This is a genomic window from Shewanella sp. MR-4, assembly GCF_000014685.1.
Lineage (GTDB): Bacteria > Pseudomonadota > Gammaproteobacteria > Enterobacterales > Shewanellaceae > Shewanella.
On record NC_008321.1, the window covers coordinates 2,529,457 to 2,546,512 of the forward strand.

The 17,056-nt window shown below is 47.8% G+C and carries 12 protein-coding genes and 1 pseudogene; 6 read left to right on the forward strand and 7 right to left on the reverse strand.

Annotated elements, in window-relative coordinates; genetic code table 11:
• Positions 1-325 precede the first annotated feature (325 nt).
• Both SHEWMR4_RS11165 and SHEWMR4_RS11170 read left to right on the forward strand, forming a co-directional pair.
• Positions 326-760 carry a hypothetical protein gene (locus SHEWMR4_RS11165; RefSeq protein WP_041408778.1) on the forward strand — a complete coding sequence of 145 codons (435 nt, stop codon included), beginning with the start codon at positions 326-328 and terminating at the stop codon, positions 758-760.
• 445 nt (positions 761-1,205) lie between these two features.
• Positions 1,206-2,258: pseudogene (locus SHEWMR4_RS11170) on the forward strand (Y-family DNA polymerase); the annotation flags it as partial.
• A gap of 267 nt (positions 2,259-2,525) precedes the next feature.
• Here the strand turns inward: SHEWMR4_RS11170 and SHEWMR4_RS11175 are convergent.
• The 4 genes from SHEWMR4_RS11175 to SHEWMR4_RS11190 all read right to left on the reverse strand — a co-directional run bounded on the left by SHEWMR4_RS11175 (position 2,526) and on the right by SHEWMR4_RS11190 (position 7,983).
• Positions 2,526-3,461: a M14 family metallocarboxypeptidase gene (locus SHEWMR4_RS11175; protein WP_011622884.1), complete on the reverse strand. Its 936-nt coding sequence runs from the start codon at positions 3,459-3,461 to the stop codon at positions 2,526-2,528.
• Positions 3,462-3,516: 55 nt separating this feature from the next.
• The gene (locus SHEWMR4_RS11180) at positions 3,517-3,975 is read right to left on the reverse strand and encodes a GNAT family N-acetyltransferase (RefSeq protein ID WP_011622885.1); all 459 of its coding nucleotides are present in this window, start codon (positions 3,973-3,975) and stop codon (positions 3,517-3,519) included.
• 137 nt (positions 3,976-4,112) lie between these two features.
• Positions 4,113-6,164 (reverse strand): alpha/beta hydrolase family protein, encoded by a 2,052-nt coding sequence (locus tag SHEWMR4_RS11185; protein WP_041408779.1) that lies wholly within the window; start codon positions 6,162-6,164, stop codon positions 4,113-4,115.
• Between the two features lie 274 nt (positions 6,165-6,438).
• On the reverse strand, positions 6,439-7,983 hold the full coding sequence (locus SHEWMR4_RS11190; protein ID WP_011622887.1) for a fumarate hydratase: 1,545 nt from the start codon (positions 7,981-7,983) through the stop codon (positions 6,439-6,441).
• Between the two features lie 121 nt (positions 7,984-8,104).
• Between SHEWMR4_RS11190 and pabB the strand changes: the two genes are divergently transcribed.
• Both pabB and SHEWMR4_RS11200 read left to right on the forward strand, forming a co-directional pair.
• Positions 8,105-9,508, forward strand: a complete 1,404-nt coding sequence (gene pabB / locus SHEWMR4_RS11195) for an aminodeoxychorismate synthase component I (RefSeq protein WP_011622888.1) — start codon at positions 8,105-8,107, stop codon at positions 9,506-9,508.
• 25 nt (positions 9,509-9,533) lie between these two features.
• Entirely contained in the window at positions 9,534-10,121 is a 588-nt protein-coding gene (locus tag SHEWMR4_RS11200) for a CoA pyrophosphatase (RefSeq protein WP_011622889.1), read from the forward strand.
• A gap of 24 nt (positions 10,122-10,145) precedes the next feature.
• On the opposite strand, the gene SHEWMR4_RS11205 is transcribed toward SHEWMR4_RS11200, so the two are convergent.
• Positions 10,146-10,481, reverse strand: coding sequence for a hypothetical protein (locus SHEWMR4_RS11205; RefSeq protein ID WP_011622890.1), 336 nt, complete (start codon positions 10,479-10,481; stop codon positions 10,146-10,148).
• 151 nt (positions 10,482-10,632) lie between these two features.
• On the opposite strand from SHEWMR4_RS11205, the gene asnS reads away from it, so the two are divergent.
• Both asnS and SHEWMR4_RS11215 read left to right on the forward strand, forming a co-directional pair.
• The gene (asnS, locus tag SHEWMR4_RS11210; protein ID WP_011622891.1) at positions 10,633-12,033 is read left to right on the forward strand and encodes an asparagine--tRNA ligase; all 1,401 of its coding nucleotides are present in this window, start codon (positions 10,633-10,635) and stop codon (positions 12,031-12,033) included.
• Between the two features lie 263 nt (positions 12,034-12,296).
• Entirely contained in the window at positions 12,297-13,307 is a 1,011-nt protein-coding gene (locus SHEWMR4_RS11215) for a D-alanine--D-alanine ligase (protein ID WP_011622892.1), read from the forward strand.
• Positions 13,308-13,359: 52 nt separating this feature from the next.
• On the opposite strand, the gene SHEWMR4_RS11220 is transcribed toward SHEWMR4_RS11215, so the two are convergent.
• Positions 13,360-15,618 carry a putative bifunctional diguanylate cyclase/phosphodiesterase gene (locus SHEWMR4_RS11220; protein ID WP_011622893.1) on the reverse strand — a complete coding sequence of 753 codons (2,259 nt, stop codon included), beginning with the start codon at positions 15,616-15,618 and terminating at the stop codon, positions 13,360-13,362.
• A gap of 150 nt (positions 15,619-15,768) precedes the next feature.
• Complete coding sequence (locus SHEWMR4_RS11225; RefSeq protein ID WP_011622894.1) at positions 15,769-16,983, reverse strand: RsmB/NOP family class I SAM-dependent RNA methyltransferase; 1,215 nt, start codon at positions 16,981-16,983, stop codon at positions 15,769-15,771.
• Positions 16,984-17,056 lie beyond the last annotated feature (73 nt).

Consider the following 17,056-nt stretch of genomic DNA (forward strand, 5'->3'; position numbering starts at 1 on the left):
CGAGGTTAGGGTGGCTGGTTCAATCAGAAATCCATTTTTGGTTTTTAAACTCCAAGCCAGTTTTGCCAAAATTCGAAGTCTGATTATTAAAACTATGATTCATTTCGGTTTTCTACATTTTGGCTTTTGTTTGTAAATCAAAGTCGAGTTAATCTTGGTTCTGGTCAAACGTAAGTCATTGAAGCTTAAGCATAACAAAGCGTTTAAGTGGGATTTGGCACGCGTGGCATTTTCAGTTTGCGTTGGGTTTGGTGATTAAGTCGCTGTGCGGTAGCTTTTGTATTGCGTGCCTGCACCCCTTAACGCGGCGTTAGGCAATAAACACGTGAATACATCTGAGCTAGAGAAAATACTGCTGGAAGAAGGGTGTAACCCAAATAATTTTTGCATTGGCTCAGCTGGCGCAAAGTCTGATATCTACTGTCTATCTGAAAATCATGGGAAATGGACAATTTACTACACCGAGCGCGGATCAAATTCCAAGCCTATATATGAGTCAAAGAACGAAGCCGAAGCCTGCAAATTCTATTACAAAGAAATTATGTCTATCGAGCATTGGCATAATGTCGGATTCTTTGAAAGCGAAGAGTCAGCGTTAAATTTACAGAAAGAATTGGAGGCTGCTGGCATCAAAGCAATTCGTAATGATATGCCCCCATTAAAAGCTGGAGGCCAAAAAATACGAAGGGTATTTGTTGTAGGCAAAGATATTTTCAAAGTTAAAAGTATGTATGCTAGCTTGCCAATTAAAAATGCCTAACAAGCCAATGCAGCAGATAGCCAACACTACGCTTACTTTGTGTTGCTCGCTGCGCTCACAAACTAACACAAAGTAAGCTCCATGCCGGCTGCAGCTGATTGGGGCGTTAACCCATAGATATTTTTATCTGAAGCAGACGCGTTTGAGTTAAGGCTTTAACTCGGAAATGTCCCAAAGTGAGCTAGAAAGCAACAGGCAGATGACATGTGATTACTGAGTCACTTGAACCTGTTTGTGTCGAGTGAAGATTGTCCCTAGGCAATTTGTCTGTCAGTATTCAAATTATTAATTCCTTAGCGATCAAATTGATTACAAAATTAGACATATGGATGAATCCCTACTAAAAAATAGACAGCAAATTGAGCTTGGTGATTTTTCAGGCGTTAGACGCCAGCAACCTATGTAGCAGAAAGGATGATCACTTATTCGTCTATTTTTAGCAGGAATTATTAGCCAACTGTATGAACTCTATGCCGATTTGTCGGCAAAAATGATGGAAATCATCGGCCGCTTCGCACCCGAGCAACATATTTACTCCATTGATGAATCATTTTTATCCTTCAAGCACTGCCACTCCAGCATTCCCTGCTTAAAAACGCATGGACTGCGTATCCGTCAAACCGTTTGGAAAGAAGCTCGCTTACCCGTTTGTGTTGGTATAGGTGCAACACTTACATTGGCTAAAATCGCCAATCATGCTGCCAAAAAACTACCTGGTTATCATGGCGTTTGCCTGATTGATAATGACCTACAACGGATTGAAATTCTCAAGCAACTCTCAGTCGGTGACGTGTGGGGAATTGGACGACAGCTCAGCAAAAAGCTGGCGAGTATGGGCATTCAGACCGCTTACGATCTTGCGCAAATGCCAGCAGGCCTTGCACGCAAGCAATTCAGCATAGAGATAGAGCGAACAGTCCGAGAACTTAATGGCACTGCCTGTAAACAATGGGACTACACACGGGCGGATAAACAACAGATATTTTCCACTCGCTCCGTGGGTGAGCGCATCATGGATTTTGATTCGTTACTACAGGCATTGAGCAAACACGTTGGAATTGCAGCGGCAAAAGCTAGGGCGCAAGGTTCGTGCTGCAAATCGATGCTGATTTTTGCCAATAACTCCCCTTACGATGAACAACCCGTCGGTTTTAAATCCCTTATCCATTTCCCCACGGCAACCAATTGCACGATTGAAATGACGCAGGCAATGTCTTTGGCTGCCCCAAAATTATTTCGACCAGGAATTAGGTACTACAAGATAGGTGTAGGCTTAATTAATCTCGAACAGGATAGATATCAGCAACTCGATTTGTTCAATCGTCCTAAAACCAAACCCATACTAATGAACGCACTGGATGGAATAAATTCCCGCTATGGACAAGACACCTTATTTTTGGCAGCACAAGGCATAGAACAAAAATGGGCAATGCGGCGGGCATTACTAACGCCACAATACACCACTCTGTGGGGCGGCATACCGAGAGTCAAGTGCTAATCCCCTAACTAAGAGAACTGGATTGACTTAGATTTTGCCCAGAAGCAATAGAATAAATCAGTAAAAACTGATGCTAGTACATAAATATGTTGGGAGTGACGAGTAATGCCGTTCACTTAAGAAAAACCATAAAATAAAGGGCTACAGTGGAGATTAATCGAAATCGTCCTGTAGCCCTTCTGGTATGCGGTTAAGCTCAAGCAAAATCAAGTAATAACACCATCTAAAACGTGACGACTGTTCAAGCTAAGTATCAAATAAACTCAATTAGTTCAACGCTAATACATAGTCGATGGCACTAGTGATTGCCGCGACTTGGGCTAAGTTGCACTCTGCAGGCGTGGCCGATGGGCTGTCGGGATACACTTCCGTGGTGGTGTTATAAATACAACCCGTCACACTGCTGCATAAACCTAGCGCTTTCAATGGGTAGTTGATCACCCCGTGTTGCACCACTGTCGAACCGATAATCTCGCCCTTTTCATCGGCGGGCGCGATGTGAGTGACTTTACTCACCCCGTCGATAATCGCCTTTTGGAAGGCATCCTGTGGATTTTCGGTATCGCCTACGGCATAAAAACCATCAGGAATGGTGCCGGGAATAAAGTCTTTGCCATCACGCGCGGCCAAGGCTGGGCGAAATTCATCTTCATCCGAGTCGGTGGTTTCATGTAAATCCACATGCACATCAAAACCTTGTGGGACACTTGCCACCAGTGCCATCAATGCTGCCGACTCTTCAGCTGGGCTATTGGCATAAAACGAGCGGTTTGGATCGATAGCTTTCGGGTTCCAGCGATTAATAGTCTCATAACCCCAAGGGCTTACACACACTGCCACCACTAAGTTTACCCGGTTTGCATAGTGAGCCGCGTTGTTAGCCAAAAAAGCCAAGGCGCCATGCACGCCGCTGGTTTCGTAGCCGTGTACACCACCTGTGACTAAGACGGTTTTCTTGTTCGGATCGAACGTAGCAGATCTAACCGCAAACAAGGGATAACGTGCAGAATCAATCGATAAGGCGCCATATTGCACCACACTCAGCCCTATTTCGGCCAGTTGTGACTCCATCGCTTTTAGTGGCGTAACAACATTGTCATGGTAAGAACGCTTAATTTGCGTACTAGCAAACCATGCGGCCTTTTCGGCATCGCCCCATTTTTCACCGACTGTCCCGATTGGGTAAAAACTCACATTCGCCATAGGTTCTCTTCTTCTGATTTTATGTTTTGGTCTTATGGTTAAAGATCGTTATAGATCAAAGCACGAGTTGCATTGGAATATCGCGGATCCCACCGCGCTCGCGAATATCACTTTGTGCAACAAAGCCAAAGTGCTGATAGACAGGCAGCGCATTCACCGCCGAGTTAACGGTAAAAGTGCCGGGATTCCCCTTGGCTAGACACTCAGCTTTGGCAAGCTCCCACAACTGACGCGACAGGCCTTGCCCCTTGGCAATATCCGCCACAAATAGATGATAAAGATGACTGTTATCCTTCACCCCCACCACACCAACGAGTTCGCCAGCCTCATTCACTGCGACATGATATTGATAACCTGAGGCAAAATAATGAGCCACCGACTCAATCGACATGGCGTTGACTAAGGTTTCAGCGCCAACATCTGTACACGTGGGGGCGATATAAACTTGTGTCAGCTGCGTGATTAATGCGCTTATCGCCTCAATATCTGTTGTACTCGCCGCTCTGATCAGCATCTTCATTCCTTGATAAGTCCAGTGTGTAACTGACTTAGATTCACAATCCTAGTATTAAAAAGCCAGAACAGGGTTCTGGCTTTGGCAACAGGTTAACGGGACTTAATACCCAGTGGATTTAAGTCCATCATCCTCGGTTACTTTTTCGTCCAGCTGTCCATCCAACGGAACACGTTCGCGTACCATTGTTCGAGGTTTTCAGGCTTTAAGATCCAGTGGTTTTCATCAGGGAAAATCAGCAGCTCTGATGGAATTCCCTTGCGTTGCATATAGCTAAATGAGGCTAAACCTTGACCATAAGGCACACGGAAGTCCTTCTCGCCATGGATAACCAACATTGGCGTTTTCCAGTTTTCCACATAGTTTACTGGGTTAAACTTCTCATATAAGGCTTTGTTATCTGAGTAAGTGCCACCAAACTCATGCTCTGGGAACCATACTTCTTCGGTCACATAGTACATAGAGCGCATATCGAACAGACCCGCGTGGTTAACGAGGCACTTAAAGCCATCGTTCCAGTTGCCTTGGATCCAGTTCATCATGTAGCCGCCGTAAGAGCCGCCCAATGCACAGGCATTTTGTGGATCGAGCCATTTTTGTTGTTGGCTCACCGCTGCCAGACCTTTTTGTAAGTCTTCTAATGGCTTACCACCCCAATCTTGGCTGATAGAATCGGTAAAGGCTTGGCCGTAACCAGTTGAACCGTGGAAGTCCACCATCACAACGCCATAACCCGCGCCAGCCCATAACTGGGCGTTCCAACGACCACTGAAGGCGTTACCAAATGACCCCTGCGGACCACCGTGGACTAGATATGCAATCGGATACTTTTTGCCTTCTTGGTAGTTGGCAGGTTTGATCCAGTAACCGTAAACATCTTCGTTGTTCCAACCCTTAAAGCTAAATTGTTGGAATTCACCGAATTTGATTTCGGCCAGTTTGTCTTTGTTAACTTCAGTCAGACGTTTCAGGCCTTGGCCGTCGGTGTTGATGCGGTACAGATCGCCCGGCTCAACTAAGGTTTTGCTGTCGAAGATCAGTTGATCGTCGGCGATCGCAATCAGGCTATTGCTGCCGTCGCTGTAGACAGACTGCACATCACCAAACTGAGTATTCACTTTGAAAATAGACACTTGACCAATGTCTTGAGCCGTCACATACAGAGTACGGTTGTCTGGTGCAAACATCAGCGAGCTTGGGCTTCTGTCCCACAGCGGTGCCACTTCCTTCGACTGTCCAGTGCTAGTATCACGCAGCATAATGCGGTAACGGTCAGCTTCGAAGCCGGGTTTAGTCATCGCGAGGTACGCCATATAGCGACCATCGCTTGAGAATATTGGCTGGGCGTCCCAAGCGATGTTATCGGCGGTTAAGTTAGTGGCTTTTCCACCGTTTACACTCACCTGCCACAGATCGTAGTTTGTCGTCCAAGCTTGATCTTTGCTTGGCGCTTTGGCGCTGTACACCACATATTTGCCATCAGGAGTGAAGGACACTTCTTCCATGCCTGAGAATGGCTTAGGTGGGGTTTCTGTGTCTAAACCTTGGGTGATGTCCACCACTTTGGTCAGCTTCTCGCCATTAAGGGCACCCACAAATAAGTGGTTACGGGCATGATCTTCCCAGGTATCCCAGTGACGCACCATCAACTGCTTGTATTCACGGCCCGTCGATTTACGCTCTTCTTCGGCCTTAAATTTGTCTTTTGAACAAGCTAAGTCTTTACACTCGGGGAAAACACGCATGCTGAGCACGATTTGCTTACCATCGTTAGAGAGTTTGTAACCATCAATATCCAATGGCAGATCAGAAACTTGCTGCGCTTCACCGCCCGTTAATGGCAGTTGGAACAGTTGGCTTGAACCACTGCGGCTGGCGAGGAAATAAATCGATTTGTCATCGTTTGCGAAGCTGACATCGTGCTCAGTACCCGCTGCAGAAGTGATCTGCATCGGTTTCGCGTCCGCTTGCGTCAAATCGAGAATATATAAATCTGAGCTCGCCTCTCCCTTGTCATTAACGGTTTTCAGGCCGTAGACCAATTTTGTGCCGTCGTGGGACACCGCGGCTGAATGCAATTTGTTGAGTTTAACCAGCTGTTGCACAGTAAAAGGCTTAGGATCGGCCGCGTGGGCTGAGCAGGCCAAACCAGCCGCGCCAAGCGCCAATAGGAGAGGAGCTATTTTCATTGTTATATCCATCTTTTGTTAAACACATTCGGTAGTTGTACCGAATGAACGGTCAAAACGGTCATCAATCGTCTTTGTGAAGATAAGTTTGCCACACTAACGAAACAAAAACGCTCAAGCAAGCCAAAAGGCGTACTTGAGCGTATTTTTTTGTGACAAATTGTCAGTCAGCATCGAATGGCGTCATTGAGTGTCACTCGCCGCCCTTTCCCGCTCGAATCCCGCTCAAAAAAGCGACATTTTTGCAAGAAGGACATTCGCTTAGGCCATTTGCTTAGGCTTTGGCGTTAGCGATATTCACTTTCCAAATCGCAGGGCCAGTTTCATGGGCATTCACGCCGTTTGAGTCTACCGCCACAGTCACTGGCATATCTTGTACGTCAAACTCGTAAATTGCTTCCATACCTAAGTCGGCAAACGCCACTACGCGGGATTTCTTAATGGCTTTCGACACTAAGTAAGCCGCGCCGCCCACAGCCATCAGGTACACAGCTTTGTGTTTCTTGATAGACTCAACGGTCGCTGGACCACGTTCAGCCTTACCAATCATGCCCATCAGTCCGGTTTTATCCAGCATCAGATCGGTGAACTTGTCCATACGGGTCGCGGTAGTTGGGCCAGCAGGACCCACAACTTCGTTACCGACTGGGTCAACTGGGCCCACGTAGTAGATAAACTTGCCAGTAAAGTCCACGCCTTCTGGTAAACCTTCACCGCTTTCAATCAGGCTTTGGATACGCTTATGGGCAGCATCACGGCCGGTGAGCATTTTACCGCTTAACAGAATGGTTTCACCGCTCTTCCACTGCTCGATATCGGCTTGAGTAACTGTGTCTAAATTAACACGGCGCACATCGCTGCCCACTTCGCGGGTGATTTCTGGCCAGTCGCTCAGTGTCGGCGGCGCAAGATCAGCAGGGCCAGTACCATCTAAATGGAAGTGTACGTGGCGAGTTGCCGCGCAGTTCGGGATCATCACCACAGGTTTTGATGCTGCATGAGTAGGTGCAGATTTGATTTTCACGTCTAACACTGTGGTTAAACCGCCAAGACCCTGCGCACCAATACCGAGGTTGTTAGCACGTTCGAAAATGTCTAAACGCAGTTTTTCTTCGCTGGTTTCTGCACCGCGTGCCATTAACTCATGGATATCCACGCTTTCCATCAGCGCTTCTTTCGCCAGCACAGCAGCCTTTTCAGCGGTGCCACCAATACCGATGCCGAGCATACCCGGTGGACACCAGCCCGCGCCCATGGTTGGCAGCGTTTTTTCAACCCAAGCGGCGATATCGTCAGATGGGTTTAACATCACCATCTTGGCTTTGTTTTCACTGCCGCCGCCCTTGGCTGCGATAGCGACTTCAATATGATTGCCTGGCACCATATCGATATGCACTACAGATGGCGTGTTGTCTTTGGTGTTTTTACGGCTACCCGCAGGATCAGCCACAATCGATGCACGCAGTGGGTTATCTGGATTGGTATAAGCACGACGCACACCTTCATCGACCATTTGCTGCACGGTCATATCGGTTTTGTCCCACTTAACTCCCATACCAATCTTAACGAAGGTGGTCACAATACCCGTGTCTTGACACAGTGGGCGTTTACCTTCGGCAGACATACGCGAGTTAATCAAAATTTGCGCAATCGCATCCTTCGCCGCCGCACTTTGCTCACGCTCATAAGCTTCGCTCATGGCATCCACAAAATCTTTGGGATGATAATAGGAGATGTATTGCAGGGCATCGGCCACACTTTCAATAAAGTCGGCTTGTTTAATCACTACATTTTCAGACGTTTCATGGTGAGATGACATAGTAGGTGCGCTCCAGCAGCCTTTAGGGCCTTACTTGTTTTTTGTGTAATTCTTTCTGGGCCAATATGATACTCTTTCCCATCTTTTTGGGCTACATCACATTTTTAGATAGGGTTAATTGATGGCAAATAGGGCGGCATTACCGCTGGCAGTACGCCAACTTGACTGGACTTTCAGCACAGCAGCAATCTTCGAACACTTTGCGGCTGAACCTTGGGCGATACTGCTCGACTCGGCCAATGCGTCCCATCAGGACGCTAAATTCGATATGATTTGCGCAGGTCCCATCGCCACCCTCATCACCCAAGGCGAGCTGACTGACATTCAAGTTCATCAGCCTGAATTAGCCAAACCGACTCACCTCAGCCCGCAGGATGACCCTTTTACCCTGGTCAAACAGCTGCTGCGCCATTGGTATCCACACTCTTTTGCCTGCGATTTGCCCTTTAGTGGCGGCGCCATGGGCAGCTTTAGTTATGATTTAGGCCGTCGAATTGAGCAGCTCCCCTGCACTGCGGCGCAGGATATTCACCTCGGCGAGATGAATATTGGCTTTTACGACTGGGCATTGATTTTCGATTATCAGCAGCAAAGCTGGTTTTTAGTGCACTATTTGGGTGATGCCGCCCTCGATACTCAATTGAAAATAATTGAATCTAAAATAGCCAAAGCCACAAAACAGGCCGAATTTAATCTCACAAGCCCTTGGTCATCGCAACTCACCAAAGCCAAGTACATTTCAAAATTCAATGAAGTACAGGCATATCTGCATAGCGGCGATTGCTATCAAATTAATTTGACCCAGCGCTTTGAAGCAGAGTATCAAGGCGATGAATGGCGCGCTTACTGCAAGCTACGAAGTGCCAATCAAGCGCCCTTCTCCGCCTTTATGCGGCTTGATGCCAACGCGATTTTATCGATTTCGCCCGAGCGTTTTATTCAGCTGCACGGTGACGATATTCAAACCAAACCGATTAAAGGCACGCTGCCGCGCCATAGCGACCCGATGCTAGATAAGCGAGCAGCGCAAGCCCTTGCCCATTCACCCAAGGATCGCGCCGAAAACGTGATGATTGTGGATTTACTGCGCAATGACATAGGTAAAGTCGCCGCGCCCGGCACTGTACAAGTGCCACATCTATTTGCCGTCGAAAGCTTTCCTGCGGTGCACCATTTAGTCAGTACCGTTACCGCCAAACTCGACCCACAATACCACGCCTGTGACTTACTGCGCGCAGCCTTTCCCGGCGGTTCAATAACCGGAGCGCCTAAAATCCGCGCCATGGAAATTATTGAAGAGCTGGAACCCTCACGCCGCAGTCTGTATTGTGGCTCCATGGGTTACATCAGCCAAGATGGGCAAATGGATACTAGCATCACCATTCGCACTATCGTGGCTGAGCAAGGTAAACTCTATTGCTGGGCGGGCGGCGGCATAGTCGCGGACTCTAATGTCGATGCCGAGTACCAAGAAAGCTTCGATAAGATAAGCCGTATCTTACCCTTACTCGATAGCCCTCAATAAGCGTCAGGAAACGAATAGGAAGCCTATGGATCAAGCAGAATTTAGACTCAGATTTAATCTGCATCCTTTAGCCACGCAAGACCCGGCGGCTATCCCTCACCTTGGGTTGCGTAAAGCCGCGGTACTGATCCCCTTGCAGGAAATTCAGGGCGAGCTCAGTCTGATTTTAACCCAAAGACCGATGCACCTTAGGGCGCACCCTGGGCAAATTAGCTTTCCAGGCGGCAAGATTGAGCCCAGTGATAGTAGCGCCATTACGGCCGCGCTGAGGGAAGCGGAAGAAGAAATTGGTCTTTGCCGAGAAAATGTAGAAGTGATAGGCACCTTCCCCGCCCATAACACCTTTACCGGTTTTGAAATCACTCCAGTGGTGGGCATGATTAAGCAGGATTTTGCCTTAAGGCTCGATCCCGGCGAAGTCGCCGATTGCTTTACCGTACCCTTAAGTTTTTTTATCGAACCGCAAAATCGCCACCGCAAACAGTTTTTACGCCAAGGGCGTTATTACAGCGTGCATTTTATTCCGTATCAGCAACGTTTTATCTGGGGCGCGACGGCGGCGATTATCGATCACCTCTGTCGGCATTTGAGTCTTCCCGAGCAGATGCTGTAAACCCGCATTGCTCTTTTGGATAATTCAAATCACAAAATGCACATATAAGCCCGCCACTAACGAGGTAAGCAGCAGCAAGGGAATATTAAACCAATAACCCAGTTTGCTGTGATGGGCGACATAGTAATTAAACGCCAGACTTATCAGGCTTATCGCACCGCAGCCCCAAATGATGTATTGCAGTAATTCGGTTTCGCTTGGGTCCCAATAGTGTCTGAAGGTTTCACCGCGACTCAAGTAGGATCCGACCTCTCGTTCGGGGCGAGCCTCGCCAAACACCATCAGCGCGTACACCGCCAAGGTCCAGCCCAGAATGGATAATGTGGCGAGGATCATCTGAAATATTTTGACTTTCCGCATACCGCCTCCCAAGTTTTAAGGCACCCTATCACTCAATATTAGTAATATTAACCTCAGGATACCTTTTTCAGCTTGAGAAAAGCCACCAGCAAGGTAATATAAACCTCCAAAAATTTTCATATAAAACGTTTCGTTGGAGAACTAAGCAACAATGAGCATTGCATCGGTCGCTTCTGTATTTAAAGGTGAGCACGCAGTTGGTTCGACAGTCACAGTCCGTGGCTGGGTCAGAACCCGTCGTGACTCTAAAGCTGGCATCTCTTTTTTAGCTGTCTATGACGGCTCCTGCTTTAATCCTATCCAAGGTGTTGTGCCAAATAGCTTAGAAAATTACGACAACGAAGTGTTAAAGCTGACAGCTGGCTGCTCTGTGATCGTAACCGGTGAGATTGTGGAATCTCCTGGCGCTGGCCAAGCCTACGAGCTGCAAGTCACACAAGTTGAAGTGACAGGCTGGGTTGAAGATCCAGACACTTACCCAATGGCGGCTAAGCGTCACTCAATCGAGCATTTACGCGAACTGGCCCACTTACGCCCACGTACCAACATCATTGGTGCCGTTGCCCGCGTGCGTAACTGTTTGTCTCAAGCGATTCACCGTTTCTACCACGAAAATGGTTTCGTGTGGGTGTCTACACCGCTGATCACCGCATCAGACTGTGAAGGCGCGGGTGAAATGTTCCGTGTCTCCACACTGGATATGGAAAACCTGCCACGCACCAGCGACGGCAAAGTAGACTATGACAAAGACTTCTTCGGTAAAGAGGCATTCTTAACCGTATCGGGCCAGCTGAACGGCGAAACCTACGCCTGCGCCCTGTCAAAAATCTATACCTTTGGCCCGACGTTCCGTGCTGAAAACTCAAACACCAGCCGCCACTTAGCGGAATTCTGGATGGTTGAGCCAGAAGTGGCGTTCGCGACCTTAAGCGATATCGCAAACCTTGCCGAAGGCATGCTGAAATACGCCTTTAACGCCGTATTAGCTGAGCGTATGGACGATTTACAATTCTTCGCCCAGCACGTAGATAAAACTGTGATTGAGCGTCTGCAGTCTTTCGTATCGAGTGATTTCGCCCAAGTGGATTACACCGATGCGGTTGAGATCCTGCAAAAATGTGGTCGTGAGTTCGAATTCCCAGTGTCTTGGGGTATCGACTTATCCTCTGAGCACGAGCGTTATCTGGCCGAGGAGCACTTCAAAGCCCCCGTGGTTGTGAAGAACTATCCAAAAGATATCAAAGCTTTCTACATGCGCCTCAACGAAGACGGTAAAACCGTTGCCGCGATGGACGTATTAGCCCCAGGCATCGGTGAAATCATCGGTGGTTCACAACGTGAAGAGCGTTTAGACGTACTGGATATGCGTTTAGAAGAAATGGATCTGAACAAAGAAGATTACTGGTGGTACCGCGATCTGCGCCGTTACGGCACAGTTCCACACGCAGGTTTCGGTCTGGGCTTCGAGCGTTTAGTGTCTTACGTGACGGGCGTATCGAACATCCGTGACGTGATCCCATTCCCACGCGCGCCTCGCACTGCGAACTTCTAATTTGTCCGTTAAAAGACACATACTTTAAAACGCGCCTCGGCGCGTTTTTTATTGCCCAGTAAAAATGCGTTAAAATTCATCACTCGGTCAAACTCCTTTGCCTGAGTCCTTGCACTTTAGGGGGCAAGAAATCTAAGATGGCTGCGGCTAACTTATGTGTTTAGCGCAGATAAAAGCCCTGTGGCAGGAAGTCACCTAGTCGTCGTTAGTAAGCGAGTTGCAAAAGGCAACTCAACAGCATTTTGCTCAATCGAGGAATCACAATGTCAAAAATCAATTTACTTTTGCTGTGCGGCGGTGGAAGTGCGGAACACGATATTTCCCTACTGTCGGCTAATTATTTTGAAACCTCATTAGCAAAATCCGAGCAGTTTAATGTACTGCGTGTGGTACTGGACAAGTTTGGCCAATACCAAACCGCCGCAGGCGATGACTGTGAGCTGACCAATAACCGCGAAATTCGCTTCCGTGATGAGACCAAGGCGCCTTGGCCTGTGGATTATGTGATCCCCTGTATTCACGGCTATCCGGGCGAGACAGGCGACATCCAGTCGTACTTTAACCTTATCCAACTGCCCTACTTTGGTTGCGAATCCGAAGCCAGCAGCAACTGTTTTAACAAGATCACCGCTAAGATGTGGTTCAGTGCCTTAGGCATTCCTAACACACCTTATATCTTCTTAAATCAATACGATGATGAAGCGATTGCCCAAACCCAAGCCGCGCTCGAAAACTGGGGTTCGATTTTCGTCAAAGCCGCATCTCAAGGTTCTTCTGTGGGTTGCTATAAAGTCGATGACAGCAGCAAAGTCGCAGGCGTGTTAAAAGATGCCTTTGGTTATGCACCCTATGTGATTGTCGAAAAAACCATTAAAGCCCGTGAGCTTGAAGTCGCCGTTTATGAGTATCAAGGCGAAGTGGTTGCGACTCTGCCGGGCGAAATCATCTGCGATAGCAATACCTTCTACACCTTCGATGAAAAATACGCCAAGAGCAGTAAGGCACGCACCGATGTAGTCGCACAAAATGTGCCTACTGACATCAGCGAGCAGATCCGCGCCTATGCAATTAAAGCCTTTAAGGGCATGAAGCTTCGCCATCTGTCACGTATCGACTTTTTCTTAACCCAGGATAATGAAATCCTGCTTAACGAAATCAATACCTTCCCAGGTTCGACGCCGATTTCGATGTTCCCTAAGATGTTACAAAACCATGGGCATGATTTTACCGAATACTTAAGTTTGGTGATTAACGGCCAGTTAGCGGCTAAGTGATAAACAAAGAGCGCCTATGGCGCTCTTCTTTTTTGAGGTTAGTTTGAACTCATCATGAATGGTGATGGGCCGCAGCTTGCTCGGCAAGTAACTCAAAAAATGCCGCCTTGGGCATGGGCTTATAAAAGATATAGCCTTGAATTTCTTGAATATGGTTTTCCATCATCACCTTTAGCTGCGCTTCGGTTTCCACCCCTTCTGCCGTCACACTCAAATTCAGCGCATGACTTAAGCGCACTATCGCCTCAACCAAGGCAAGGTGGCGCTCACCTTCATCCAATCTATCGATAAAGCTCTTATCGATTTTGATTTGATCTATCGGGAAATTCGCTAAATAGGACAAAGAAGAATAACCGGTACCAAAGTCGTCGAGGGAGATTTTAATGCCACGACCGCGTAACTCATTCAGTACTTTGATTAAATGCACATGCTGTTTCATCAACAGCGATTCGGTGATTTCTAAGGTGATAAGCTCGTAGGGAAACTCAATCAAGCCCAACTCTTCGATAATATCGGCAAAAGAGTCACAAAATTCATCCTGTAACTCATGGGACCAAAACTCAAAGGTCGACACGTTGACCGCTAAATTGATTGGCCAGCCCAATGCTTGCATGTCAATAATGGTTTGCATCACAGCTTTGCGTACATAGCGGCCAATGTTAACGATCAAACCGCTGTTTTCGGCGATGGGGATAAATTCATCGGGGGAAATAAACTGCCCCTCGTGCTGCCAACGTAGTAGCACTTCAGCGCGCAGCACAAGTCCAGTTGTCGCATCGACTATAGGCTGAAAATACAGTTCGAAAGCCTCTTGCTCTAAAGCTTGTTTCAGTAATGTATGCAAATTCGCCGTGCGCTCGGCGTTTAACTGCATTTGTTCGGTGAAAAAATGATAACGATTACGGCCATTCGCCTTGGAGATATACATGGCCTGATCGGCGCAGTTTAACAGTTGCTCTAAATCCAGCGCATCTTCGGGAAAGCGGGCAATCCCAATACTCACAGAACTGTATACCCCCTTATCCAGGGACAGCTCATAACGCCGATAAACCTGTCTATTAATTTTTTCAGCCAGTTGTGACAACTCCCGCTGCGTCACAATGCCAGGGAGGAGCAAGGCAAACTCATCACCCCCAAGGCGTGAGAATACCGCTTGATCATTTAGGCAGGTTTTAATCTCCTCCACCACCTGCACCAGCAGCGCATCCCCTTTATCGTGGCCGTAGGTATCGTTCACTTGTTTAAAGTTATCTAAATCCATCAGCATAAAGCTAAAGCCGGGTGTTAAGCTGTCGGCGGAGATCAGCTCTTGGATTTGTCGAAACAAGGCATTACGGTTGGCAAGCCCAGTGAGGGAATCGTTATTGGCTTGATACTTGATTAACTGCGCCGCTTTTTTACGCTCACTGATATCGGAAAATAACCAAGCAAAACCGTTTTCGTTACTATGGGATTCGCGAAACACTGTTACGGTTAAATCGAGGTAAAAGGTCTCACCGTTATTACGTAGGCCAATCAACTCACCCTGCCACATTTTGCCCTCAGACAGATGTTGAAACAGGGAATCGATTTCGTGGGGTTCAGAGGGAGAGAAAAAGTGTTCGGGGCAAAAATCATCAATATCAGTGGTTTCAGGATAAACCATCTGGGTAAAAGCATCGTTAGCATAGAGCACGGAATGGCTGGCATTGGTGATGACTAACGACAGAGGTAGGCGATCAAATATTTTCACCGCAAGACGCTGAAACTCGAGCGAGCGACTGCGTTCTATGGCTAAACTCGCCAGTCTCGCCGCCTCGGCTATCAAGGTTAAATCTGCAGTCGTTGGCGATTTAACCTCCTCATAGTACATGGCAAAAGTACCTAACACCTTGCCTTGACTATCTTTGATAGGTTCAGACCAACAGGCTCTCAGCCCATGGGCTAGCGCAAAGGATTGATACAAGGCCCAATAGGGATGATGCTCGATATCTTCGACTATCACACGCTCCCCCGTATAAGCCGCAGTACCACAGGAACCGACCTCTGGGCCAATTTCGACTCCATGGATAGCTTGGTTATAACTGTCGGGTAAATGTGGCGCGGCGCCCGTGAGTAGCTTTTTACCATCTTCACTGAGCAACAACACGGAGGCGTGCGTACCTAAACGCTGATCTTCGATTTTTAACACTAAAGCATGGAGAATTTCTGCTAATGGCGCGCCATTAAGCAGCATAGAGAGAATGCCGCTATAGCATTCTAGGCTTACGCTTTGATTAAAATGAGTATTTTTATCGCCGATACTGCCAGTAACCTGAATTCCTTCGTCCATACATCCCTTAGTCATTTAGCGCGTAAGTTAACGACCTTACTAAGATGAACAACCTTTGTAAATCAGGGGTGAATTTTAGGTATTAAAAAGCACTAAAGCAACTTTTCAATTCGAATGAAAACTTGCTTTAGTGCGAGATATTACGAAGGTTTACTCTTGAATTCGCTCGAGTTTTGCTAAATAAAAACCATCAAATCCGCTATCGGCAGGACTGATAGTTTCATCCTCAAGCAAGCGGAAATTGGGGTTTTCCGCTAAAAAAGCATCCACTTGGCCGCGGTTTTCACAGGGGAAAATTGAGCAGGTCGCGTACACCACAATGCCGCCAACCTTCACCATACGGCTATAACTGCTCAGGATATGCTTTTGCAGCTCCATCAACACGGGTAAACGCTCGGCGGTATCACGCCATTTAGCATCGGGATTGCGCTTTAATACCCCAAGGCCAGAGCAAGGCACATCGAGCAGCACACGATCGGCGCTAAGTTTTAAGCGTTTGATGGTTTTTGAGCCGACAATTAATCGGGTTTCGATATTGTGGGCACCATTACGGCGGGCGCGTTCCTTGAGGTTGTCGAGTTTCCATTGCTCCACATCCATCGCCAATAAACGGCCTTTACCCTGCATCTGCGCGGCGATATGTAGGGTCTTGCCCCCCGCTCCCGCGCAGGCATCGATCACTCGCATTCCCGGTTTGGCATCGAGCGCGGCGGCCACACGTTGTGAGCCCGCATCTTGTTGCTCAAATAGACCGTCTTTAAAGCTGTTAGTCCGGAACAGCGCGGAATCGGAGGTCACTTCAAGGGCTGAATCAACGTCCTCAACCGCTTGGGTGGTGACAAATTCGGTCGCCAGTTTTTGCGCTAACTCATCACGACTGACTTTCAGGCCATTGACCCGCAGGAAGCGTTTTGGTGGCGTGCTTAAGGCGGCGCGCTCCTTTTCCCAAGACGTGCCAAGCTGCGCTTGACCCATGGTATCTAGCCATTCAGGGCAACCGTCCCAAAGTACGGGTTGGCGCTGCGCCTGCTCGATACGCTCGGCTAAACGCTCTGCATCGACCGGCAAGGAATACTGCATCTTAGGCAGTTCTAGCTTGTGGAATAAATGCCACACATTAAGCAGCTTAGAGCCTAAACGCTCCATTTCTTCAGGCTTAATTTCGGCTAAGAAACAATACAGATTTAACCGGCGCAGAATATCGCCCGTTACAGTGGCAATACGCGCCTGTTCGGCGGGTACTAACTTTAATCCCGAAAAATGCTGAGAATACGCCCGGTCTAAGGGTTTTCCTTCGCTTAGCACCATAGCTAAGATACTGATCACTAATTCATTCGAGCTGGCAGAAAGCGGAGAATTCAACATTTACAGGTCACCGTGAGTAATAAAACCGGGGGATCATAGGAGGTCAGGCACTAATACGCAAGTAAACAGATGC

Bases quoted from the DNA above. Each gene is read 5' to 3' on its own strand.
- SHEWMR4_RS11175 (WP_011622884.1), bottom strand. From the start codon at position 3,461: ATGGCGAATGTGAGTTTTTACCCAATCGGGACAGTCGGTGAAAAATGG.
- SHEWMR4_RS11180 (WP_011622885.1), bottom strand. From the start codon at position 3,975: ATGCTGATCAGAGCGGCGAGTACAACAGATATTGAGGCGATAAGCGCA.
- SHEWMR4_RS11185 (WP_041408779.1), bottom strand. From the start codon at position 6,164: ATGAAAATAGCTCCTCTCCTATTGGCGCTTGGCGCGGCTGGTTTGGCC.
- SHEWMR4_RS11190 (WP_011622887.1), bottom strand. From the start codon at position 7,983: ATGTCATCTCACCATGAAACGTCTGAAAATGTAGTGATTAAACAAGCC.
- pabB (WP_011622888.1), top strand. From the start codon at position 8,105: ATGGCAAATAGGGCGGCATTACCGCTGGCAGTACGCCAACTTGACTGG.
- SHEWMR4_RS11200 (WP_011622889.1), top strand. From the start codon at position 9,534: ATGGATCAAGCAGAATTTAGACTCAGATTTAATCTGCATCCTTTAGCC.
- SHEWMR4_RS11205 (WP_011622890.1), bottom strand. From the start codon at position 10,481: ATGCGGAAAGTCAAAATATTTCAGATGATCCTCGCCACATTATCCATT.
- asnS (WP_011622891.1), top strand. From the start codon at position 10,633: ATGAGCATTGCATCGGTCGCTTCTGTATTTAAAGGTGAGCACGCAGTT.
- SHEWMR4_RS11215 (WP_011622892.1), top strand. From the start codon at position 12,297: ATGTCAAAAATCAATTTACTTTTGCTGTGCGGCGGTGGAAGTGCGGAA.
- SHEWMR4_RS11220 (WP_011622893.1), bottom strand. From the start codon at position 15,618: ATGGACGAAGGAATTCAGGTTACTGGCAGTATCGGCGATAAAAATACT.
- SHEWMR4_RS11225 (WP_011622894.1), bottom strand. From the start codon at position 16,983: ATGTTGAATTCTCCGCTTTCTGCCAGCTCGAATGAATTAGTGATCAGT.